Consider the following 22,695-nt stretch of genomic DNA (forward strand, 5'->3'; position numbering starts at 1 on the left):
CATTGTGTTCATGGACATCAGCAAGGCCCTGGAATTCGTCCGGGCCAACCACCGCGCGGTTCTGATCACCCGCCACGCCGACGGCCGCATCCAGTCGTCCCCCGTCACGGTCGGGGTCGACGCCGATGACCACGTCGTAATCAGCAGCCGGGAGGGCGCGGTCAAGACCAGGAACGTGCGGCGCACCCCCGAGGTCGTCCTCACCGTCATGACCGACGAGTTCTACGGCCAGTGGCTCCAGATCGAGGGCACGGCCGACGTGGTCTCGCTGCCCGAGGCGATGGAACCGCTGGTCGACTACTACCGCCGCATCAGCGGCGAACACCCCGACTGGGACGACTACCGCGCCGCCATGGAACGGGACCGGCGGGTGATCATGCGCGTCACGGTCACCAAGGCCGGTCCCGACTTCCACGGTTAGGAGAGCCGCTCCACGACCATCGCCATGCCCTGGCCACCACCGACGCACATGGTCTCCAGACCGATGGTCTTGTCGTGGAAGCGCAGGCTGTTGAGCAGCGTCGAGGTGATGCGCGCCCCGGTCATCCCGAAGGGGTGGCCGACGGCGATGGCGCCGCCGTTCACGTTGAGCCGGTCGAGGTCGATCCCGAGGTCCTGGTACGACGGGATCACCTGGGCCGCGAACGCCTCGTTGATCTCCACCAGGTCGACGTCGCCGATCGCCATGCCGGCCTTGGCCAGCGCCTTCTTCGACGCCTCGACCGGGCCCAGGCCCATGATCTCGGGCGACAGGCCGGTGACGCCGGTCGACACGATCCGGGCCAGCGGGGTGATGCCGAGCTGGGCGGCCTTGACGTCACTCATGATCACCACGGCGGCGGCGCCGTCGTTGAGGGGGCAGCAGTTGCCCGCGGTGACCGTGCCGTCGGGGCGGAAGACCGGCTTGAGCTGCGAGACCGCCTCGTAGGTGGTGCCCGCCCGGGGGCCGTCGTCCTTGCTGACGACGGTGCCGTCGGGCAGCGTGACCGGCGTGATGTCGGTCTCCCAGAAGCCGTTGGCCAGGGCCTTCTCGGCCAGGTTCTGCGACCGTACGCCGAACTCGTCCTGCTCGCGGCGGCTGATGCCCCGGGAGGAGGCGACGTTCTCGGCGGTCTGGCCCATCGCCATGTAGATGTCGGGCACGTTCCCGTCTTCGCGCGGGTCGTGCCACGGGGGCGTGCCGCCCGCGGCGGCGGCCTCGGTGCGCGCCTTGGCGTCGAGGAACCGGCTGTTGCGGGTGTCGGGCCACGAGTCGGCGGCCCCCTTGACGAACCGTGAGACGCACTCGACGCCGGCCGAGACGAACACGTCGCCCTCGCCGGCCTTGATCGCGTGGAAGGCCATGCGGGTCGTCTGCAGCGACGACGAGCAGTAGCGGTTGACGGTGGTGCCCGGCACCCCGTCGAGCCCGAGCAGCACGGTCACCACCCGGGCCAGGTTGAAGCCCTGCTCACCGGCCGGCTGCCCGGTGCCGAGCAGCAGGTCGTCGATCTCGTTCGGGTCGAGCTGCGGCACCTTCGCCAGCGCCGCCGTGACCATCTGGACGGTCAGGTCGTCGGCGCGGATCTCCTTGAGCGATCCCTTGTTGGCGCGGCCGATGGGGGAGCGGGCGGTCGCGACGATGACTGCCTCAGGCATGGGGGCTCTCCAGTGTGACGGCGGACCTCTCCCCGGAGGCTACTACCTGGTATTCCAGAAATCGGCGGCAGGGTGCCGGAAAACAGAACTTTGTACTGGTGCACAAGAATCAGCCGTACATACCGGGCAGCGTTGTGGTGGCGTCCTTGACGCCGTGGAGGGCGCCCTTCTCGTCGCGCCACAGGCGCCAGCCGTTCTGCGCGCCGGTGAACCAGGCCGGCGGGGCGCCCGCGTCGGTGGTGCGTTTGCCGGTGGCCAGGTCGAACTCGCACAGCGAGGCGACCGAGTAGAACCCGGCGGCGGCCTTGCCCAAGGGCTGCGGGTCGGTCACGCAGAACGACCAGCTGCGGACCCCCCTGACCTGGGTGGCCTGGCCGCTCGACAGGTCGAAGGCCGAGCCGGGCGCGTTGTGCTTGAGGAACCCGAGGGTGTTCATCGCCTGCGGGAACGCCAGCCACCAGCCCGAACCGGGCACCTGGGTGGCGGTGATCTGCCCCATCACCCGCCCGCTCTGCCCGTCGAGCCGGGCGAACCCGCCGTAGGTGCCCTGGCCGTCGACCGGCCGCACCACCGGCGACACCGCCGGGTTGCCGCTCGGGTAGACCCGCACCACCGACGGCCGCACCCAGTCGATCAACCCGTCGGCCAGCCGGATCGAGAACATCCCGAACGTGGAGGTCTTCCCGGTCTTCGGGTGCGTGTACGGGGCGATGTAGCCCACCAGCCGGTCGCCGGACACCCCGAACGCCCACCCGCCCGACAGGTCGACCCCGTTGCCGAGGGCCGCCTGCACCGGCTGCTGCCACAGGGGCGTGCCGTCTTTCAGCGAGTAGGCCTCCACGACCGGGTCGGCCGCGAGGCGCAGGATGACGACGTGCTTGTCGTCGGACCACTCGACCTCGGCGATGCCGGGCATCTTCCACACGACCTTGCCGGTCTTGGGGTCGAGCACGATCATGCGCGCGTTCGCCAGGGCGGTGTGCTCCGACATGCAGACGTACGGACCGCAGCGCTGCGGCCCGAACGTCGAGTGGACCGGCCGGGTCCAGAGCTGCTTGCCGGTACGGGCGTCGCGCGCCATCAGCGTCGCGTTCCAGCGGCCCTGCTTGGCCGGGTCGAGCGCGACCACGACCCCCTGGCCGGGGGCGGTCTCGACGACGGCGGGGGCCTGCACCCCCATGCCGGGCAGCCGCCCGGCCATCGTGGCGGGCTGGGCCCAGAGCTTCTTTCCGCTGGTCAGCTCGACGGCCACGGTTTCCAGGTTCCCGTCGGCCCGCATCGACGTGAGAGCCGCCACCCCGGCCCCCATGGTGGTCCGGCTGACCACGTTGACCTGGGTGTTGTTCCAAGTCGGGAAGTCGGCGGGGGCGATGGCGGCGTCACTGCCCGAGCAGGCGGCCAGGGCTCCACAGGTGAGCAGGGCGAGCGCGAGGGCATGGGGCCGTATCAAGATTCACTCCTCCAGGGGGTGACGGCCCGGACGCCGAGGGTGACCGGATTCAGGTGTGCGGAGACACCACGTCACGCCTGCGGCGGAGCAGCATGGCCCACCGTCCGTGGGGACCGACCGCCCGGCCTGCGACGCGGGTCGCGGTGACCTCGGTTCCGGGTTCCTCAACGGCCATCGCCGCCAGAAGGTATTGCGAGCCTTCGACGCGCTCGGGGGAGGGCTCTGGCCACAGGTCGAGCGCGGCGCATACAGAAGGTAGCACTGTGTAAGCGGCCTGTAGGTAGCCTCGGGCACTTGGATGGAATCGATCGGGTCCGAACATTTCTGCCGGATTTGTCATGAACGAAGGTCCGAGCAGGTCGGCGAAGCTCACCGTCCGCCCGCCCGCCTCGATCACCGCGATCGTCTGCGCCGCCGCGAGCTGACGGCTCCACCGGCGTGTCACCCAGCGCAACGGCTGGGCGATCGGCCGGACCGTGCCGAGATCGGGGCAGGTGCCCACGACCACCTGCGCGCCCGACTCGCGCAGCCGCCGGACGGCGTCCTGGAGGTGGCGGACCGCGATGGCCGGGCGGGTCTGGGTGGTGACGTCGTTGGCGCCGATGAAGATGACCGCCAGATCGGGGCGCGCGTCGAGGGCGCGCTCGACCTGGGCGTCGAGGTCGCGGGAGATGGCGCCCGACCGGCCCACGACGGTCAGCCGGACCGGCCGCTCGGCGACGGCGGCCAGGCCGAGGGCCAGGTTCACGCCCGGGGTGTCCATCGGATCGGTCATGCCGAGCCCGACCGAGGTCGAGTCGCCGAGCACCGCCATGGAGATCGGCTCGCCGTGCTCGTCGCCGTAGACGCCGTCGGAGGGCGGGCCGTCCTCGGAGACCGGACGGCCGACGAGCCGGCGGGCCACCACGGCCTCGGCCAGCAGGAGCCCATAGGTCGCCGCACCGAGGGCGGTCACGCCGCCCCCGCCCAGCGCGGCGGCCGTCACGATGCGCCTGGCGGCCCGCGCCGCACCCGGAGTCCAGATCACCGGCCCAACCCCCTATACGGTGTGAGGTGAAAACTAGCCGAGCCCCGGCCACCCTCTCCGGGCTGAGGCAGCCGTCCGGCCGACAAAGCTTCGGCAAAGAACACAAGGTGGTTCTCGCGGTGCGCGTACACGACTCGCTGATCGAGCTGATGGGGAACACCCCGCTCGTGAGGCTCCGCAAGGTGACGGCGGGCGCGCCGGCGCAGGTGCTGGCGAAGGTCGAATACTTCAACCCCGGCGGGTCGGTCAAAGACCGCATCGCCCTGCGCATGGTCGAGGCGGCCGAGCGCAGCGGCGCCCTCAAGCCCGGGGGCACGATCGTCGAGCCGACCTCGGGCAACACCGGGGTGGGGCTGGCCATCGTGGCGCAGGAGAAGGGCTACAAGTGCCTGTTCGTCTGCCCCGACAAGGTCGCCAACGACAAGATCGCCGTCCTGCGCGCCTACGGCGCCGAGGTCGTGGTCTGCCCGACGGCCGTCTCGCCCGACCACCCCGACTCCTACTACTCGGTCTCCGACCGCCTCGCGCGTGAGGTCCCGAACGCCTGGAAGCCCGACCAGTACAGCAACCCCGAGAACCCGGCCAGCCACTACCACTCGACCGGCCCGGAGATCTGGGAGCAGACCGAGGGGCGGATCACCCACTTCGTGGCGGGCGTCGGCACCGGCGGCACGATCAGCGGCACCGGCCGCTACCTCAAAGAGGTCTCCGACGGCCGGGTGAAGATCATCGGCGCCGACCCCGAGGGCTCGGTCTACTCGGGCGGCACCGGCCGCCCCTACCTGGTCGAGGGCGTCGGGGAAGACATCTGGCCGGCCACCTACGACACCACGATCTGCGACGAGATCATCGCGGTCTCCGACCGTGACTCGTTCGGCATGACCCGGCGGCTGGCCCGCGAAGAGGCGCTGCTGGTCGGCGGCTCGTGCGGGATGGCCACGGTCGCGGCCGTCCGGGTGGCCCGCAACGCCGGCCCCGACGACGTCGTGGTGGTGCTGCTGCCCGACAGCGGCCGGGGCTACCTGTCGAAGATCTTCAACGACGAGTGGATGGCCGACTACGGCTTCCTGTCCACGGCGGCCAACGAACACGCCGTCGGTGAGGTGCTCGTCCGCAAGGGCGGGGTGCTGCCCCAGTTCGTCCACGTGCACCCCCACGAGACCGTGTCCACGGCGATCGCGATCATGCGCGAGTACGGCGTCTCCCAGCTCCCCGTCATGAAAGAGGAGCCGCCCGTCATGGCCGCAGAGGTGGTCGGCTCGATCGTCGAGCGCGACCTGCTCGACGGCCTCTACCGGGGCAAGGTGCACGCCGACGACCCGCTGGGCGACCACATGTCGGCCCCGCTGCCGATGGTCGGTTCCGGCGAGGCCGTGGCCCGCGCGATCGAGGCGCTGGAGAAGGCCGACGCCGCGGTCGTGCTCGAAGACGGCAAGCCCGCCGGCCTCGTGACCAGGCAGGACCTGCTCGCCTTCCTATCGGGCCGGTAGGGGTACCACTGCGGCCACCTCCCACAGGTGCCCGGCCACCGGGCCGGCGATGAGGTGGCCGCCCATGGTCTCCACGCGTTCGGCCATGCCCACCAGGCCGAAGCCGCCGCCGAGCCGCGACAGCCGCGGGTCGGCGGCCGACAGGGGGTTGGCGACGCGGAGCCGCACCGAGTCCCCGAAGGTGGTCAGCCGCACCTCGACCCACGGCGCGTGCGGGGCGTGGCGGCGGATGTTGGTGAGCGACTCGGTCAGCACCCGGTGCAGCGTGGTCAGCACCTCCGGGGCCAGGGTCAGCGACGAGACGCCCGGCCCGAGGTCGAAGGTGGCGGCCGGGGAGAACTGGCCGACCATCTTGCGCAGGTCGTCGAGGGTGACGCCGACGTGCCGGGTGGCGTGGTCGTCGGCCCGGAGCACGCCGACGAGACGGCGCATCGAGGTCAGGGCCTCGCTGCCGGCCCCGGCGATGGCGTCGAGCGCCGGGAGCACCGCTTCTGGATGGGTCTCGCCGACGGTCCGGGCCGCCTGGGCCTGGACGACGATGCCGGTGATGTGGTGGGCGACCAGGTCGTGCAGTTCCCGGGCGAGTTCGAGGCGCTCGCCCCTCCTGACCCGCTCCTCGCCGATCTTGCGACGCTCCTGCTGGACGCGCAGGTAGCCGCCGATCCCGGCGCCCACCGACCACCCGAGCACGTACACGACGGTGGCTGCCTGGGTGGCGGCGGTCGCGTAGTCGTTCAGCCCCTCGAACCGGAGTGAGGGGAGGCTGAGCAGCACCACCAGGATCCCGACGGCGAGGACGACGGCGTTCCTGATCGGCTCCACCCGGCGCAGCACGGTGATCGTCAGCACCATGAACGCGCCCGCCTCGGTGAACCCCACCGCCCGCAGTTCGGGCGCCCCGCTCACGACGATCGACAGCACCAGGGACGCGGCGATCAGCGCGAGGGCCACCAGCCAGGTCCGGCGCTTGCGCAGCACCACCGCCACGATGCCGACGCCTCCGCCGACGACGCAGACGATGGCCCCCGTGCCGTCCTGCGGCGCCGTCGTCAGGATGGTGTCGAACACCCAGAGCAGTCCGAGCGTGCCGAGCAGCGCGATCTCGCCGACCCGTTGCGTCCAGGTGCTCAGTCGTTCCCACACGACCGCAGACACTACGACGAAAGGGGTAGACCGGACATCGGCCGATCGGCCGACCCCGGCACGGCGAACCGTTCCCATGGGCGAGATGAAGATGAATGTCCGTCTTGTTCCATTGAGAGTGGAGGTGGTCACCGTGACCGTGATCGCAATCGCCCTGGTGGCGTTAGGCCTGGTGCTCGTCGGTGTGCTGGCGCTCGCCGACCCCGTCCTGCTCTCTCGCTTCGAGGAGTCGGACTTCGGGGCGAAGGAAAAGCACAAGGCGGCCTAGCCGATACGCTCGATGTCATGACTGAAGGCTTCGAAACCCTGGCCATCCACGCCGGGCAGGAACCCGACTCGCTGACCGGGGCCGTGGTCCCGCCCATCTACGCCGTCTCGACGTACAAGCAGGACGGCGTGGGCGGACTGCGGGGCGGATATGAGTACAGCCGCTCGGCGAACCCGACCAGGACCGCCCTTGAGTCGTGCCTGGCCGCCCTCGAAGGCGGGGTGCGCGGGCTGGCGTTCGCCTCGGGCCTGGCCGCCGAAGACACCCTGCTCCGTACGGTCTGCCGCCCCGGCGACCACGTGATCATCCCCGACGACGCCTACGGCGGCACCTACCGGCTGTTCGCCAAGGTGCTGGAGCGCTGGGGCCTGGCCTACGACCCCGTCCCGCTCGGCGACGCCGAGGCGGTGCGGGCCGCGATGCGGCCGGAGACCAAGGTCATCTGGGTCGAGACGCCGACCAACCCGCTGCTCGGCATCGCCGACATCGAGCGGCTCGCCGCGATCGCCCACGACGGCGGCGCGCTGCTCGTGGTCGACAACACCTTCGCCTCGCCCTACCTGCAGCAGCCGCTCGCGCTGGGCGCCGACGTGGTCGTCCACTCGACGACCAAGTACGTCGGCGGCCACTCCGACGTCATCGGCGGCGCGCTGGTCGCCCGTGACGTCGCGCTCGGCGAGGAGCTCACCTACCACCAGAACGCCATGGGCGCGGTGGCCGGTCCGTTCGACGCGTGGCTGACGCTGCGCGGCGTGAAGACCCTCGGGGTGCGCATGGACCGCCACTGCGACAACGCCGAGCGGGTCGTCGACCTGCTGCTCTCGCACCCGAAGGTGATCGAGGTCTTCTACCCGGGCATCGAGCGCCACCCCGGTCACGAGATCGCGGCCAAGCAGATGAAGCGCTTCGGCGGCATGGTGTCGTTCCGGGTCGCGGGCGGCGAGCAGGCGGCCGTCGACGTGTGCGACCGGGCCCGCCTGTTCACGCTCGGCGAGTCGCTCGGCGGGGTCGAGTCGCTGATCGAGCACCCCGGCCGGATGACCCACGCGAGCGCGGCGGGCTCGCCGCTGGAGGTTCCGGCCGACCTGGTGCGTCTGTCGGTGGGCATCGAGACCGTCGGGGACCTCCTCGACGACCTCTCGCAGGCCCTCGGCTGACCCGTCCTACGGGTTGAAGAAGACCATCAGGACGAGGATCACCAGCCAGATCAGGGCGACGATGCCGCCCAGTGCGGCGATCTTGGCGGTCTGGACCCTCCCGTCGTCGGACGGGTCGTCGTTCTCCAGAGCCGCGATCGCCTTCTTCGTGTCGCGGTCGATGATGACGAGCATCACGGCCGCGACTATGAACAGCGTCATGGATACGGTGAGGTAGACCTCCCCCAGGTTGCCGCCCCCGAGCAGCAGACCGAAGAGGAAGACACCCAGGGTCAGCAGGCCGAAGACCCGGCCCATCCGCTTGAGGTAGTGCAGGACGTTCAGGTCCTGCTTGCGGATGTAGCGCGGGATCGAGCTCGTGACCACGGTCAGCGGGCCGATCGTGAAGATGGCGAAGGCGATGTGCAGCCAGAGCAGCAGCTTGTCGAGGAACGACATGCGCCGAAGGCTATCGCGATCACGCCTCACACCGTCAGGGTGTCGTTGACCTTCGCGCATGTCGGGCAGGCCTGCTCGGGGTGGATCGCACACGGCGTGTGATCCACGTTGAGTCCGAGCATGCGCCGCGACAGCGACGACAGGGCGCTCTGGGGGCTGAGGGTGAGGCTGCGCCGGCGGTCTTCCCGCTTGATGCTGTGGACCACGAGCGCGAAGCCCGCCAGGGCGCCGAAGGCGAGCAGGAGCGAGACGACGAGGATCAGGCTGGACAACATGTGCGCGACTCCAATCGCTGCGGTGCATCGCACGTTATGAGGTCGCGGAGTCGCTCGGTTGTGAGGCGGCAGACAGGGTGATCTCACCTGCTGTTAGACCGATATCACCCTTCGTCCACTATGACCGTCTGCGTGCCTTGAGGAAGTCGCTCACCACGTATTCGCCGAGTTTGTCGACGTTCGGGGCGAACACCCGGCCGCCGTTGCGCCGCGCGACCTCGTCCACGAAGGCTCTGAGCCGCTCGTCGGCGGCCAGCATGAAGACGTTCAGCGTGGCCCGGCGGCGGGTCATCTTGTCGACCTCGGCCAACGTCAGTTCGAGGGTCTCCTTCGAGGGGGGCCACTCGAACTGCGGGGTGCCGTCGCGCCGCAGGTGGGCGGTCGGCTCGCCGTCGGTCACGACCAGCACGACCGGTTCGAAGTCGGGGTGCCGGTCGAGGTGGCGGCCCGCGATCAGTAGCGCGTGGTGCAGGTTGGTGCCCTGGACCATGTCCCATTCGAGGCCGGCCAGCTCGTCGGGCTGCAGCACCCGGGCGTAGTTGGAGAAGCCGATGATCTGCACCGCGTCCTGCGGGAACTTCGAGGCCACCAGGGCCTGGAGGGCCAGCGCGGTCTGCTTGGCCGCCGCCCAGGTGCCGCGCAGCGCCATCGAATAGGACAGGTCGACCAGCAGGCAGACGGCCGCGGCCGAGCGCCTTTCGGTTTCGGCCACCTCGAAATCGTCGACGCTCAGGGTCACCGGGGCGCCGCCGCCCCTGCGCACCCCGTTGATCACCGTGCGGACCACGTCGATCGGCTGCTCGTCGCCGAAGCGCCACGGCCGGGTCGAGCCGGTCAGCTCCCCGGCGGCGCCGGCGTCGTGCTGGTCGTGGTCGCCCCGGCGGGTGCTCTCAAGCGAGTTGAAGACCCGGCGCAGCGCGGTCTCGCCGAGGCGGCGGACCGCCTTCGGGGTGAGCTCCAGCTTGCCGCGGTTGCGGCGCAGGTAGCCCTGCTGCTCCAGCTCGCGCTCGATCTGCTTGAGGGCCTGTACGTCGTCGACCGCCCCCCGGCCCAGCGCCCGGCGGATGGCCTCCTCGTCGACGTCGGACAGGCGCGCGCCCGGGTAGTCCTGGCGCAGCGACGACTCCAGGTCGTTGAGGTCGGCGAGCTCCTGGAGGGCGCTGACGGAGTCGCCCATGCTCATCGGCGACTCGCCGCTGACCCGCTCGGCGGAGTTCCAGGCGAGGTCGGGGCGGCGGGCGTACAGGGAGTCGCCGAGGCGGCGCATCTGGTCGGCCAGGCCGCTGTCCTGCAGCGTCTGGTCCATCAGGCCGGCCAGCTCGGCCCGCTGCTGCGGGGTCATCGAGGCCAGCATCCGCTGCGCGGCGGCGGCCCGGCGGGCCAGCTGGTCGACCAGTTCGTCGAGGTTGCGCGGGTTCTCGGGGAACATGTCCCCGTAGTCGCGCATGAAGTCGTCGAAGTCCTGCTGGGTGTGCTCGCCCCGGGCGTCGCGGTCGAGCATCTCGTTGAGCGCGGCCATCATCTGCCTGACCCGCTCCATCGCGGCCGGGTCGGGGTTGGCCAGGGCGTCGCGCATGCCCTTGAACTGGCTGTCGAGCACTTCCCGCCGCAGCAGGTCGCGCAGCTCCTCGAACGACCGGCGCGCCTGCGGCGACCGCCAGTCGTATTCCGACAGCTCCTGTACGGCCCTCGCGGTGTCGCCCGGCAGGTTGTCGAGCTGGGCCTCGCGGAACCGGGCGTCGTCGGACGGGTCGGGGAACAGCTCGGTGCGCTCCTGCTCCAGCGCGCGGTCGAGCAGTTCCCTGGCCTGCTCCAGGATCCCGTCGAGCCGGGTGTTCTGCCGCAGGTCCCGGCGGCGCTGGCGGACCTGCCGGAGCAGTTCCTCCAGGCCACGCCGTCCGGGCGCGTTGGGCAGACCGCGTTTCAGCAGGTCACGCAGCGCGTCGAGCGGGGTCGAGCCCGACAGGATGGCGTCGCCCATCTCGTCGAGGGCACCCCTGACGTCGTAGGGCGGCGCCAGGGGGTCGGGGCCGTCCTGGTATTCGCCGTACCGGTAGGAGGTCACGTGCGGTAGACCGCGGCGCCCGCGACGTCGTCCTTCGACAGGCGGCGCATCAGGTAGAGGCCTTCGAGCGCGAACTCCAGCGCGGCGGCGGCGTGGCCGGGGGACTCGTCGCCCTCGCCCATGCCGATCCGCGACATGATCTTGGCCAGGCCCTCGACGCGGCCGATCCGGCGCAGCAGCTCGGTGGCGCCGACCAGCTCGCCCGACTCGATCTGGGCGCCCTGGGCGAACTTGTCGAGCAGCGGCGCGAGGTCCGCGCCGCCCAGGGTGCCGCGGAAGGTCTCGGCGGTGGCCCGCCGGAGCAGGTGCGCGAGCACCTCGATCTCCCGGCCCTCCTCGCTGACCTCGAACTCGACCTTGCCGCGCAGCGTGTGGACGATCCCCGGCAGGTCGCAGACCCGCGCCACCGGCAGGTCCTCGCCGGTCAGGGCGGCCCGCCGGACGGCCGAGGCGGCCGCGGTCTCGGCGGCGGCGATCGAGAACCGGGCCGACACGCCCGACCGCGTGTCGACGGCGGAGGACTCGCGGACCAGCCGGGTGAACCTGGCGATGATCTCCACCAGGTGCTCGGGCACGTCTGCGCCGATGTCGGCCATGGCCTCCTGGCGGATCAGGACCAGCTCGTCGTCGACCGACCTCGGGTAGTGGGTGCGCACCTCGGCCCCGAACCGGTCTTTCAGGGGCGTGATGATGCGGCCCCGGTTGGTGTAGTCCTCGGGGTTGGCGGAGGCGATGAGCAGGACGTCCAGGGGAAGGCGCAGGTTGTAGCCGCGGACCTGGATGTCGCGCTCCTCCAGCACGTTGAGGAGCGCGACCTGGATGCGTTCGGCCAGGTCGGGCAGCTCGTTGACGGAGAAGACGCCCCGGTTGGTGCGGGGGACGAGGCCGTAGTGGACGGTCTCGGGGTCGCCCAGCGTGCGCCCTTCGGCGATCTTGATGGGGTCGACGTCGCCGATCAGGTCGCCGACCGAGGTGTCGGGGGTGGCGAGCTTCTCGCCGTAGCGCTCGCTGCGGTGCTTCCAGGCGACGACGATCTCGTCGTCGCCGAGCGCGCGGCAGCGTCCGCAGACGGGTGCGTAGGGGTGGTCGTTGATCTCGCAGCCCGCGATGACCGGCGTCCACTCGTCGAGCAGTCCGACGACCGTGCGGATCAGCCGGGTCTTGCCCTGGCCGCGTTCGCCGAGGAGCACGATGTCGTGCCCGGCGATCAGCGCGCGCTCGAGATAGGGCAGCACGGAGTCGTCGAACCCGACGATGCCCGGGAACCTCGGCTCGCCGGCACGCAGCCTGGCCAGCAGGTTCTCTCGGATCTCGGCTTTGACTGACCGGTGGACATGTCCGCTCTCGCGCAGTTCGCGCAGAGTGCTCAATGTCGGAGCAGGTGCTGGCGATTTGTGCACGGGATCGAGACTACGTCGCGATTGGACTTCAGGCACCCGATTGCGCTGTTGTCGAGAATTCCGGGCGCGAGCCACGGCCGTCCGCGTCTCGCTTGGGATCTTGACCATTGCGTGACGATCCGTGCGCGTCGGCAACGTGCTACTGGGGAGAAACGGGGCATGAAGCCTATGCAACACATCTACCCGAGATAGCGCGACTTGTCCGTAAAAGAGGGGGCGAGACGATGGCGGTAATCACCAGCCGGTTCGCCGACGGTCTCGCCGTCGGGCCCAATCTCCTGGAGAGTGCCGAATCGGCCATCCGGCAGGCCGTCGAGGGTCTGTCCGGGCCCGCCGACCTGGTCTGCTTCTTCATCTGCGGGGAGGACCCCGACGACGTCGCGCGGGCCGGGCAGCGGGCGATGGCCCTGGTCCCGGACGCTGCGGTGATCGGCTGCAGCGCCACCGGCGTGATCGGCGACGCGCAGGGGGTCGAGCTGACCCCGGCGGTGTCGGCGTGGGCGGCCAGCCTGGGCGAGGCGCGGGTGACGACCTTCGCGCTGGAGTCCCTGCGGGCCGATGACCGGTTCGTGGTGATCGGGCTGCCGGAGCGTGACCCCGACGACCGGGTCGCGATCATGCTCGCCGACCCCTACAGCTTTCCGACCGACGCCTTCATCGAGCACTCGGGCGAGGTGCTGGGCAACCTGCCGATCATCGGCGGCCTGGCCAACGGGCTGCGCGGGCGCGGCTCGGTCCGGCTCTTCGCCGACGGCGAGGTCTACACCGAGGGCGCGATCGGGGTGCTGCTGAGCGGCCCCCTCCAGATCAGCACGGTGGTCAGCCAGGGATGCCGTCCGATCGGCCCGACGATGATCGTGACGGCGGCCGAGGAGAACCTGCTTCTCGAACTCGCCGGCCAGCCCGCGCTGGCCCGGCTGGAAGACATCGTGAGCTCCCTCGACGAGGACGACCGCGAACTCGTCGCCAGCGGCCTGCAGATCGGCGTGGCCATGGACGAGTACGCCGAACGCCACGAACGCGGCGACTTCCTGATCCGGGGCGTGCTGGGCATCGACCCAGAACGCGAGGCGGTGGCCATCGGCGACGTGGTGGAGGTCGGCCGCACGGTCCGCTTCCAGGTCCGCGATGCCGAGACGGCCGACGAGGACCTCTACGAGCTGCTCGACGCCCACATCGAGTCGGGCGGCCGGGTCGACGGCGCGCTGCTGTTCTCCTGCAACGGCCGGGGCTCGGCGATGTTCGGCACCCCCGACCACGACGCCCTCGCGCTGCGCGACACCCTCGGCCCCATCGGGATCGCCGGGTTCTTCGCCGCCGGAGAGGTCGGGCCGGTGGGCGGAGTGAACCACGTACACGGATTCACGGCTTCCGTCCTGGTCTTCTCGTCGTCGTCGTGAGACAGTCGGCGCCGTGGCGGTTCTGGCGATCGACATCGGCGGTACGAAGTGCGCAGTCGCCCTGACCGACGCGTCGGGAGACATCCTGACCTCGGAAGTGGCGCCCACCCCGTCCGGCGGTGACGCCGAGACCCTGTGGCGGGCGCTGTGGTCGCTGATCGAGACCACGGTGGGCGCCGAGCCGGTCGACGGCGTCGGCGTGGGCTGCGGCGGCCCGATGACCTGGCCCGACGGCGTGGTCGCCCCCCTCAACATGCCCGGCTGGCGCGACGGCTTCCCGGTCGTGGCCCGGCTCCGCGAGCGGTTCCCCGGCGTGCCGGTACGCATCCACAACGACGCCATCGCCCTGGCTGCGGCCGAACACTGGAAGGGCGCCGGGCAGGGCGTCGACGACATGATCGGCATGGTCGTCTCCACCGGCGTCGGCGGCGGCCTGATCCTGGGCGGCCGCCTGATCAACGGCGGCACCGGCAACGCCGGCCACATCGGCCACATCGTCGTCGACCCGGCGGGCCCGCCCTGCGGCTGCGGCGGCAACGGCTGCCTGGAGGCCGTCGCGCGCGGTCCCGCCCTCGCGGCCTGGGCGGTCGAGCAGGGCTGGGTCCCCGGCACCCCCGCCGCCGGCCCCGTGAACCCCGAACTCTCGGAGCGGGAGGCCGCGGCCCTCTACCGCGAGAACGCCAGGGCGACCGGCCGCCAGCTGGCCACCGACGCCGCGGCGGGCGACCAGATCGCGGTGGCGGCCATGAACCGCGCGGGCTGGGCGCTGGGCCTGGCCATCGCCTCGGCGACCCACCTGTGCGACGTCGACCTGGTGACCATCGGCGGCGGCCTGTCCCAGTCGGGCCCGCTTCTCTTCGAGCCCCTGGAGGAGACGCTGCGGACCCACGCGCGGATGGGCTTCTCCTCGCGGGTCCGGGTCGTCCCGGCCGCGCTGGGTCAGGAGGCGGGGCTGATCGGCGCGGCGGCGCTGATCGTGGGCGGCGACCGCTACTGGTCGCCCTGAGACGCCGGCAGGGTGAAGGGGCGCGGGGCGAAAAACTTGGCCGGGATGGTCGTTGATCGGGAATATTCCCGGACTGAGGGGAGCTGGGCCCGTTCATGGAGTGGGGTGCGCTGGCGGGGATCGCCGTGGTTTCTCTCGGGATGGTGCTGACTCCCGGACCGAACATGATCTATCTCGCCTCGCGGGCGATCTCGCAGGGCCGCAAGGCCGGGTTCGTCTCCCTGCTGGGGACCTTCGTCGGGTTCGTCGTCTACCTGATCGCCACCTGCCTGGGCCTGACCGCGATCTTCGCGCTGGTGCCGGCGGCGTACACGGCGATCAAGCTCGCGGGCGCGGCCTACCTGCTCTATCTCGCCTGGAAGATCGTCAAGCCCGGCGGGCAGGCCGTCTTCGCCGCCGCCGAGCTCCCGCAGGACTCCAACGGGCGGCTCTTCGTCATGGGGCTGGTCACGAACCTGCTCAACCCCAAGGCGGCCATCCTCTACATGTCGCTGCTGCCGCAGTTCATCGAGCCCGCCCACGGCCATGTGATCATGCAGAGCTTCGCGCTGGGGGGCGTGCAGATCAGCATCAGCATGCTCGTCAACGGCCTGATCGTCATGGGTGCCGGCGGGCTGGCCGCCTACCTGTCGACGCGGCCGACCGCCGTGCGGCTGCAGCGCTACGTCACCGGGACCGTCCTGGGCGCCTTCGCGGTGCACCTGGCCGCCGACCGGTCCAAGGCCGTGCTCGCCACACCGTAGTGGCAGGATTGCGCGCATGGCTGTACCGCAGGTGACGTACGACGACGTGCTCGCCGCCCGTGAACTTCTCAAGGGCGTGATCGCCCACACCCCGGTCGTCCACTCCCGGGTGCTGTCGGAGTCGATCGGCGGGCCGGTCTACCTGAAGGCCGAGAACCTCCAGCGGGCCGGGTCGTTCAAGGTGCGCGGCGCCTACGTGCGCATCGCCCGCCTGACCGACGAGGAGCGGGCCAGGGGCGTCGTCGCGGCCAGCGCGGGCAACCACGCTCAGGGGGTGGCCTTCGGTTCGGGGCTGCTGGGCGCCAAGTCGACCGTCTACATGCCCGAGGGCGCCCCGCTGCCCAAGGTCGAGGCGACCCGGGGCTACGGCGCCGAGGTCATCTTCGCCGGGCACACCGTCGACCACGCCCTGCAGGCCGCGCGGCGGCACGCCGACGAGACCGGCGCGATCTTCATCCACCCCTTCGACCACCCCGACGTCATCGCCGGTCAGGCCACGATCGGCCTGGAGATCATCGAACAGCTCCCCGAGACGGGCACCATCGTGGTCGCCATCGGCGGAGGGGGCCTCGCGGCCGGGGTGGCCCTGGCGGCCAAGCACCTCCGTCCGGGTGTACGTGTGGTCGGCGTCCAGGCCGAACGCGCCGCGGCCTATCCCGAGTCGCTCGCGGCCGGCCACCCGGTGATGGTCGAGCCGCAGTTCACGATGGCCGACGGGATCGCCGTCGGGCGGCCGGGCGACCTGCCGTTCGAGATGATCCACTACCTGGTCGACCAGGTGGTGACCGTCTCGGAGGAGTCGCTGTCGCGTGCCCTGCTGCTCTGCCTCGAACGCGGCAAGATGGTCGTCGAACCGGCGGGCGCGGCCGGGGTGGCGGCCCTCCTCGACAAGCCGCACGCCTTCGAGCCCCCGGTCGTCGCGGTGCTGTCGGGCGGCAACATCGACCCGCTGTTGCTGGCCCGGGTGCTGCGCCACGGCCTCGCCGCCGCCGGGCGCTACCTGGCCTTCCGCATCCGGCTGGCCGACCGGCCGGGCGCGCTGGCCGCGCTGCTCAGGAGGCTGGCGGAGCTCAAGGCCAACGTGCTCGACGTCGTCCACGAACGCGTGGGGGCCCGGCTCCACCTCGACGAGGCCGAGGTGCTGCTCCAGCTGGAGACGCGCGGCCCCGACCACTGCGACGACGTGCTGGCCGCCCTCAGGCGCGACGGCTACAAGCTGATCTTCTCCTGAGCGGCCGGTCAGGGCAGCGCGTTCGGGCGCCCCTTGTCGAAGAGCCACTGGCCGAAGAGCTCGCCGAGCTTCTGCCCGGAGACCTCTTCGGCCAGGGCGGTGAACTGCTCGGTCGTGGCGTTGCCGTAGCGGTGGTCGGCCGCCCACCGGCGGATGATCGTGAAGAACGCGTCGTCGCCGACCGTGACGCGCAGAGCGTGGAGGGCCATCGCGCCCCGGTAGTAGACCGCGTTGTTGAACAGGTCGCTCTTCTGCGCCACCCCGGGCGGATAGTTCCACATCGGGTCGTTGGCGTTGCTGTAGTGGCGGTCGAAGATCTGCTGCGCGGTCGCCTGGCCCTGGTGCTCGCTCCACAGCCACTCGGCGTAGGTCGCGAAGCCCTCGTTGAGCCACAGGTCCTTCCAGCGGCTGATGCTCACGCTGTCGCCGAACCACTGGTGGGCCAGCTCGTGGGAGATGATGCCCTCGTCGGGCTCGAAGCCGCCGTAGATCGGCTTGGTCTGGTTCTCGAGCGCGTAGCCCGAGGCGAAGTCGTCGACGATCCCGCCGGTCGACTTGAACGGGTAGGGCCCGAAGACCGTCGTCCAGTAGTCGGTGATCCGCCCCGAGATCTCGAAGAGCCGGTTGAGCTGGCTCTGGTAACGCGGGTCGACGGCCGCGTAGACGGGGATGCCGCCCTCGGAGTCGCCGGTCTTCACCAGGAACTTGCCGGTCGTCATGGTCGCCAGATAGCTCACCATCGGGTGGGTCTCGCGCCAGACGAACGTGGTCTTGCCGCCCTTGGACGTCGGCTCCCCGGCCAGCTCGCCGTTGGCGATGGCGGTCACCCCGTCGGGGACGGTCAGCCGGAACTCGTAGGTCGCCTTGTCGGCCGGGTGGTCGTTGCCCGGGAACCAGGTCTTGGCGCCGTTGGGCTCGGAGGTCACGAACGAGCCGTCGCTCGTGGGCACGAAGCCGTAGGTGCCGAGGTTGGGGGAGTCGCGGACCGGCTGCGGCTCGCCCTGGTAGGTCACCGCGGCCCGGAAGGTCGCCCCCTTCGGCAGGTTGGCCGTGACGGTCATCTCGTCGCCCGACCGGGTGAACGCCGCCGGCTGCCCCCCGATCGTCACCGAGCCGACCGTGAAGCCGTGGAGGTCGAGGTTGAAGCTCGACAGGTTCTCGGTCGCCTTCGCGTCGATGGTCGCGGTGCCGGCCAGCTGCCGCGTCGCGGGGTCGTAGGCCAGGGCCAGGGTGTAGTGGCCGACGTCGTAGCCGCCGTTGCCGTCGTTGGGGAAGTCGGCGTCGCCGATCCCGGCCGCCCCGGCCGTGCCCGAACGGGCGACCTGCTGGTCGGACGCCCCCGACGGCGAACAGCTCGCGAGTGTCACGACGATGAGCGCGCCTGACAGCGCCCTGGTCAACCGCATGGGTGCCCCTCCCCGAACCGACCCTGCCGGGACACCTTATGCGAGGTCGCGGACACGCTCAGGCATCGACGACCAGGGTTGATGCCGCTTTGTCGTGCAGCGCCTGCTTTCTTCGGTCGAACAAAATCCAGACCAGGTCGACGAAGCCGAGGCAGCAGGTCGCCGTGAGGACGACGTACACGACCGACCGCAGCGCCGCCTGGCCGACGCCGATCGGGCCGCCGTCCTCCCGGGCCACGCGCATGCGGAAGATCTTCTTGCCGGGGGTCTGGCCGTTCCAGTAGGCGTGGAAGAGCCAGTAGTAGAGGAACCCGATCAGCAGGCCCCAGAACCAGTGGCTCACCTGCTCGGCGTGCCAGGTCCCGGTGCGCTCGTCGTAGACCGCCGACCACGACTTGTAGGTGAACGGCGAGGAGACGACGCCCACGATGACCGCGTCCACGATGCCCGCGAGAAGTCGCCGCCACCGGCCGGCGAGGGGTTGGCCGGCCGGTGGCGGGGCGCCCTGACCGGGCGTCCCGTAAGGGGGACGCCCGCCCGGCGCCGGCGGCGGTGTCCAGGGCTGGGACGGGTCCTGGCCCGGTAGATCACCCGGCGGCGGAGTCGGAGAAGCCATGCCGTCGTGATCACCTGCTACGGACCAGGACAAATCCGCCGCGGGGTAAAGAGAGAGATCTACAGGTTGCCGCGGAGCTCCTGCTCGCGCTCGATCGCCTCGAACAGGGCCTTGAAGTTGCCCTTGCCGAAGCCGAGGGAGCCGTGCCGCTCGATGAACTCGAAGAAGACCGTCGGGCGGTCCTGGACGGTCTTGGTGAAGATCTGCAGCAGGTAGCCGTCCTCGTCGCGGTCGACCAGGATGCGCCGCTTCTTCAGCTCCTCGACCGGGACGCGCACGTTGCCGATGCGCTCACGCAGCTCGGGGTCGTCGTAGTAGGAGTCGGGCGTCTCCAGGAACTCCACCCCGGCGGCGCGCATGCGGTCGACGGTGTCGAGGATGTCGTTGGTGGCCAGCGCGATGTGCTGCACGCCGGGGCCGCCGTAGAACTCCAGGTACTCGTCGATCTGCGACTTCTTCTTCGCCAGGGCCGGCTCGTTCAGCGGGAACTTGACCTTGCGGGTGCCGTCGGCCACGACCTTCGACATCAGCGCCGAGTACTCGGTGGCGATGTCGTCGCCGATGAACTCGGCCATCCGGGTGAAGCCCATGACCCGCTCGTAGAACTCGACCCACTCCTCCATGTGCTCGACATTGCCGACGCAGTGGTCGATCGCCTGGAACATCCGCTTGCCGGGCTCCACGATCGGCTTCGCCGGCACGTATCCGGGCAGGTAGGGGCCGGTGTAGTTGGACCGGTCGACCAGCGTGTGGCGGGTCTCGCCATAGGTGGCGATGGCCGCGAGCACCACCTTGCCGAACTCGTCCTCGATCACGTACGGCTCCGCCAGGCCGGTGGCGCCCTGGGCCAGCGCGTGCCGATAGGCCGCGTCGACGTCGGGCACGTCGAGGGCCAGGTCGATCACGCCGTCGCTGTGCGCGGCCACATGGCGGGCAAGATCGGAGTCGGGCCGGACCGCCCCACGGAACTCGAACCGGGCGCCGCCCGACTTGAGCACATAGGCGACCTCGTCGCGGCTGCCGGTCTCCGGCCCCTTGTACGCGATCAAGGTCATGCCGTAAGCCGTCGAGTAGTAGTGGGCGGCCTGCTTCGCGTTGCCTACCGCGAACACGACCGCGTCCATGCCGTGGACAGGGAACACGTCATCGCTCATGTGGCCCACTCTGTTCTTCAGTGTCCAACCTGTGCAACTGTGTCCGGAAACAGTGGACAATGTGTCTAGTGGACGGCGGATCGGGAAGAGAAAAGTTGTGAGCGTTGACCAGCTGGATATTCGACTTGTGGCATTGCTGAATGAGGAGCCCAGAATCGGGGTACTCGAGTGCAGCCGCCGCCTCAACGTCGCCCGGGGCACCGTCCAGGCCCGGCTCGACCGGCTCGTCGCGCGCGGGGTGATCATCGGCTTCGGCCCCGAGATCGACCCGGCCGCCCTCGGCTACGATGTCACGGCGTTCGTGACGCTCCAGATCCGGCAGGTGTCCGGCCACGAGCCGCTGGCCGACCGGCTCGGCCGCATCCCCGAGGTGCTCGAAGTGCACACGATCACCGGCAGCGGCGACATGCTGTGCCGTATCGTCGCCCGCAGCAACGCCGATCTCCAGCGGGTCATCGACCTGATCGTCGATCTCCACGGGGTCATGCGCACCGAATCGGTGATCGCACTGGACACACCCGTCCCTTACCGCACACTTCCGCTGGTCAGGGCGGCACAGCGCTAAGTGCACGGAGCATCACGACGTATCGTTTACGGTGATGGTTCATCGTCGGCCGGGGGGTGCGCGTGGGGATCGGCAGGAAGATCGCGGGTTTGTGGCCGCGACGGAGGTTCCTGCGCATCGCCCTCATCGGCTTCGGCGCCGCCGCCGTGGCCGCGATCGGCGCCTTCGCGGTGATCTGGGTGCTCACCCCCATCCCCGACACCACCCAAGAACTGGCCACCGCGCAGGGCTCGGTGATCTACTACCGCGACGGCAAGACGGTGCTCGCCAACCGGGGAGTCGACCGTAAGAACGTGCCGCTTTCCGCGGTGCCGAAGGCGGTCAGGGAAGCGGTCATCGCCGCCGAGAACCGCACTTTCTACCAGGATCAGGGAGTGTCTCTCTCCGGTACGGCCAGGGCGATGTGGTCGACCCTCACGGGCAACCAGATCCAGGGCGGCTCGACGATCACCCAGCAGCTGGTCCGCAACTACTACAGCGGGCTCAGCCAGGAACGGTCCATCATGCGCAAGCTCAAGGAGATCATGATCTCCCTGAAGGTGGATCGCTCCAAGTCGAAAGACTGGGTGCTGGAGCAGTACCTCAACACGATCTACTTCGGCCGGGGCGCCCACGGCATCCAGGCCGCCGCCCAGGCCTACTTCCGGGTCGACGTCGGCAAGCTCACCCCCGCCCAGGGCGCCTACCTGGCCGCGGTGATCCAGCAGCCGTCCAACTTCGCCAACCCGACCGGCGCCATGCTCACCGCCGCGCAGGCCCGCTGGAAGTCGGTCGTCGACGGCATGGTCAAGATCAACGCCGTGACCGCCGGGCAGGCCGCCCAGATGACCTTCCCCGAGCTGAAGAAGCAGAAGAAGCCGCTGTCGCTGTCGGGCCAGAACGGCTACATGCTCGCCCAGGTGGTCAACGAGCTCAACCGCATGGGCTACAGCGACGAAGACATCTTCCAAGACGGCCTCAAGGTCACCACGACCTTCGACAAGAAGCTGATGACCGCCGCCTCCGACGCCGTGGCCGAGGTCCTGCCCGAGGGCACCCCGAAGAAGGTCCGCGCCGGCCTGGCCGCCGTCGACCCGAGCAACGGCGAGGTGGTCGCCTTCTACGGCGGCCGCGACTACGCCCAGAGCGAGTGGAACAGCGCCTTCGACGCGAAGGTCCAGGCCGGCTCGACCTTCAAGGCCTACGCCCTGGCCGCCGCCCTGCAAGACGGGGTGCCGCTGACCCAGCGCTACTACGGCAACTCGCCCATGTACGTCAACGGCGCCGCCATCCCCAACTCGGGCGGCTCCTCCTACGGTTCGGTCAACCTGGTGCAGGCCACCCAATACTCGGTCAACACCGCCTTCGTCGACCTCGGCCAGCAGATCGGCCTCGACAAGATCGCCGAAGCCGCCGAGGCGGCCGGCATCCCCGCCGACCAGCTCGCCCAGCACCGCAAGGCCGCCACCTTCCCGCTGGGGGTGGCGTCGGTGAGCGCCGTACAGCAGGCCGGCGCCTACGCGACCTTCGCCTCCGGGGGCGTCCACCACGACCCCCACGTGATCAGGTCGGTGACCGACGCCAGCGGCAAGACCCGCAAGACCGACACCACCGGCCGCCGCGTCTTCACCGAAGACACCGCCGCCGACGCCACCTACGCGATGGAGCAGGTCGTCACGTCGGGCACCGGCACCGGCGCCCGCCTCTACGACCGCCCGGTGGCCGGCAAGACCGGCACGACCGACGCCTCGGCCGCCGTCTGGTTCAACGGCTTCACCCCGCAGTTGTCGGTGGCGGTCGACATGTTCCGCGACGACAACCTGCCGGTGACCATCCCCGGCTACGGCGAGCTCTACGGCGGCACCCTTCCGGCCCAGATCTGGAAGGCGTTCATGACGACCGCCATGGAGGGCAAGCCGGTCAAGGAGTTCCCCGACCCGGTGAGCTACTACCGCTGGGACAACGACTACTATCGTCCGACCGACGACGAGGAGCGGGAGTTCGCCTCCGACGAGCCGAGCCCCGACCCGAGCCCGACGGCCGGGGGCGACGACTGGAACACCCCGCCGCCGGGCGACGACGGCGGACAGCCCGAGACGACGCCCCCGCCGTCAGACGGCGGAGGCCCCGACGGCGAGCCCCCAGTGACCGAGGAGCCCGACGACCAGCAGCCCGACCTGCCCGACGAGAACAACCCGCCCGACGTGCCGGTCGGCACCCGCTAGGCCGGCACGGACGGCGACT

General features: G+C 70.4%; 21 protein-coding genes. 10 read left to right on the forward strand and 11 right to left on the reverse strand.

Going from position 1 to position 22,695, the window contains the following annotated elements:
• The first annotated feature begins 10 nt into the window (after nucleotides 1–10).
• Nucleotides 11–421 carry a PPOX class F420-dependent oxidoreductase gene (locus FDA94_RS14915; protein WP_137247653.1) on the forward strand — a complete coding sequence of 137 codons (411 nt, stop codon included), beginning with the start codon at nucleotides 11–13 and terminating at the stop codon, nucleotides 419–421.
• Here FDA94_RS14915 and FDA94_RS14920 read toward each other — a convergent pair.
• The 3 genes from FDA94_RS14920 to FDA94_RS14930 form a co-directional block, all read right to left on the reverse strand.
• Nucleotides 418–1,638, reverse strand: coding sequence for an acetyl-CoA C-acetyltransferase (locus tag FDA94_RS14920; RefSeq protein ID WP_137247654.1), 1,221 nt, complete (start codon nucleotides 1,636–1,638; stop codon nucleotides 418–420). The genes FDA94_RS14915 and FDA94_RS14920 overlap by 4 nt on opposite strands.
• A gap of 109 nt (nucleotides 1,639–1,747) precedes the next feature.
• Nucleotides 1,748–3,088, reverse strand: a complete 1,341-nt coding sequence (locus FDA94_RS14925) for an outer membrane protein assembly factor BamB family protein (RefSeq protein WP_246059906.1) — start codon at nucleotides 3,086–3,088, stop codon at nucleotides 1,748–1,750.
• Between the two features lie 49 nt (nucleotides 3,089–3,137).
• Complete coding sequence (locus FDA94_RS14930; RefSeq protein ID WP_137247656.1) at nucleotides 3,138–4,115, reverse strand: SGNH/GDSL hydrolase family protein; 978 nt, start codon at nucleotides 4,113–4,115, stop codon at nucleotides 3,138–3,140.
• Between the two features lie 119 nt (nucleotides 4,116–4,234).
• On the opposite strand from FDA94_RS14930, the gene FDA94_RS14935 reads away from it, so the two are divergent.
• Entirely contained in the window at nucleotides 4,235–5,605 is a 1,371-nt protein-coding gene (locus tag FDA94_RS14935; protein ID WP_137247657.1) for a cystathionine beta-synthase, read from the forward strand.
• Here the strand turns inward: FDA94_RS14935 and FDA94_RS14940 are convergent.
• Nucleotides 5,591–6,748 carry a sensor histidine kinase gene (locus FDA94_RS14940; protein ID WP_246059908.1) on the reverse strand — a complete coding sequence of 386 codons (1,158 nt, stop codon included), beginning with the start codon at nucleotides 6,746–6,748 and terminating at the stop codon, nucleotides 5,591–5,593. The genes FDA94_RS14935 and FDA94_RS14940 overlap by 15 nt on opposite strands.
• Before the next feature lie 133 nt (nucleotides 6,749–6,881).
• On the opposite strand from FDA94_RS14940, the gene FDA94_RS41125 reads away from it, so the two are divergent.
• Nucleotides 6,882–7,016, forward strand: a complete 135-nt coding sequence (locus tag FDA94_RS41125) for a hypothetical protein (RefSeq protein WP_281286589.1) — start codon at nucleotides 6,882–6,884, stop codon at nucleotides 7,014–7,016.
• Nucleotides 7,017–7,033: 17 nt separating this feature from the next.
• Complete coding sequence (locus FDA94_RS14945; protein ID WP_137247659.1) at nucleotides 7,034–8,173, forward strand: cystathionine gamma-synthase; 1,140 nt, start codon at nucleotides 7,034–7,036, stop codon at nucleotides 8,171–8,173.
• Between the two features lie 6 nt (nucleotides 8,174–8,179).
• Here the strand turns inward: FDA94_RS14945 and FDA94_RS14950 are convergent, their stop codons facing one another.
• The 4 genes from FDA94_RS14950 to FDA94_RS14965 form a co-directional block, all read right to left on the reverse strand.
• Nucleotides 8,180–8,611 carry a hypothetical protein gene (locus tag FDA94_RS14950; RefSeq protein WP_137247660.1) on the reverse strand — a complete coding sequence of 144 codons (432 nt, stop codon included), beginning with the start codon at nucleotides 8,609–8,611 and terminating at the stop codon, nucleotides 8,180–8,182.
• A 26-nt stretch (nucleotides 8,612–8,637) separates the two neighbouring features.
• Nucleotides 8,638–8,886 (reverse strand): hypothetical protein, encoded by a 249-nt coding sequence (locus FDA94_RS14955; protein WP_137247661.1) that lies wholly within the window; start codon nucleotides 8,884–8,886, stop codon nucleotides 8,638–8,640.
• A 118-nt stretch (nucleotides 8,887–9,004) separates the two neighbouring features.
• Nucleotides 9,005–10,951, reverse strand: a complete 1,947-nt coding sequence (locus FDA94_RS14960; RefSeq protein WP_137247662.1) for a vWA domain-containing protein — start codon at nucleotides 10,949–10,951, stop codon at nucleotides 9,005–9,007.
• Entirely contained in the window at nucleotides 10,948–12,321 is a 1,374-nt protein-coding gene (locus tag FDA94_RS14965) for a sigma 54-interacting transcriptional regulator (RefSeq protein ID WP_425460146.1), read from the reverse strand. Before FDA94_RS14965 ends, FDA94_RS14960 begins: the two co-directional genes overlap by 4 nt.
• Nucleotides 12,322–12,575: 254 nt before the next feature.
• Here FDA94_RS14965 and FDA94_RS14970 point away from each other — a divergent pair, with 254 nt between their 5' ends.
• The 4 genes from FDA94_RS14970 to ilvA all read left to right on the forward strand — a co-directional run bounded on the left by FDA94_RS14970 (nucleotide 12,576) and on the right by ilvA (nucleotide 16,731).
• Nucleotides 12,576–13,751 (forward strand): FIST signal transduction protein, encoded by a 1,176-nt coding sequence (locus tag FDA94_RS14970; RefSeq protein WP_137247664.1) that lies wholly within the window; start codon nucleotides 12,576–12,578, stop codon nucleotides 13,749–13,751.
• Between the two features lie 13 nt (nucleotides 13,752–13,764).
• Nucleotides 13,765–14,757 (forward strand): ROK family protein, encoded by a 993-nt coding sequence (locus FDA94_RS14975; protein WP_137247665.1) that lies wholly within the window; start codon nucleotides 13,765–13,767, stop codon nucleotides 14,755–14,757.
• Between the two features lie 140 nt (nucleotides 14,758–14,897).
• Nucleotides 14,898–15,500, forward strand: a complete 603-nt coding sequence (locus FDA94_RS14980) for a LysE family translocator (RefSeq protein WP_281286590.1) — start codon at nucleotides 14,898–14,900, stop codon at nucleotides 15,498–15,500.
• A 16-nt stretch (nucleotides 15,501–15,516) separates the two neighbouring features.
• A complete protein-coding gene (ilvA, locus tag FDA94_RS14985) occupies nucleotides 15,517–16,731 on the forward strand; it encodes a threonine ammonia-lyase (protein WP_137247667.1) in 1,215 nt (404 codons plus the stop codon).
• Between the two features lie 8 nt (nucleotides 16,732–16,739).
• On the opposite strand, the gene FDA94_RS14990 is transcribed toward ilvA, so the two are convergent.
• Genes FDA94_RS14990 through hppD form a run of 3 tightly spaced genes read right to left on the reverse strand, consistent with a single transcriptional unit; the run spans nucleotide 16,740 to nucleotide 19,907 of the window.
• Nucleotides 16,740–18,137 carry a M1 family metallopeptidase gene (locus FDA94_RS14990; protein ID WP_137247668.1) on the reverse strand — a complete coding sequence of 466 codons (1,398 nt, stop codon included), beginning with the start codon at nucleotides 18,135–18,137 and terminating at the stop codon, nucleotides 16,740–16,742.
• 58 nt (nucleotides 18,138–18,195) lie between these two features.
• A complete protein-coding gene (locus FDA94_RS14995) occupies nucleotides 18,196–18,753 on the reverse strand; it encodes an RDD family protein (RefSeq protein ID WP_137247669.1) in 558 nt (185 codons plus the stop codon).
• Between the two features lie 59 nt (nucleotides 18,754–18,812).
• Nucleotides 18,813–19,907 (reverse strand): 4-hydroxyphenylpyruvate dioxygenase, encoded by a 1,095-nt coding sequence (hppD, locus tag FDA94_RS15000; RefSeq protein ID WP_137247670.1) that lies wholly within the window; start codon nucleotides 19,905–19,907, stop codon nucleotides 18,813–18,815.
• A gap of 97 nt (nucleotides 19,908–20,004) precedes the next feature.
• On the opposite strand from hppD, the gene FDA94_RS15005 reads away from it, so the two are divergent.
• Both FDA94_RS15005 and FDA94_RS15010 read left to right on the forward strand, forming a co-directional pair.
• Nucleotides 20,005–20,472 (forward strand): Lrp/AsnC family transcriptional regulator, encoded by a 468-nt coding sequence (locus FDA94_RS15005; RefSeq protein ID WP_062338945.1) that lies wholly within the window; start codon nucleotides 20,005–20,007, stop codon nucleotides 20,470–20,472.
• Between the two features lie 62 nt (nucleotides 20,473–20,534).
• Complete coding sequence (locus FDA94_RS15010) at nucleotides 20,535–22,676, forward strand: transglycosylase domain-containing protein (protein ID WP_246059914.1); 2,142 nt, start codon at nucleotides 20,535–20,537, stop codon at nucleotides 22,674–22,676.
• The last annotated feature ends 19 nt before the right edge of the window (nucleotides 22,677–22,695 follow it).

Source organism: Herbidospora galbida, assembly GCF_005233835.1.
Lineage (GTDB): Bacteria > Actinomycetota > Actinomycetes > Streptosporangiales > Streptosporangiaceae > Herbidospora > Herbidospora galbida.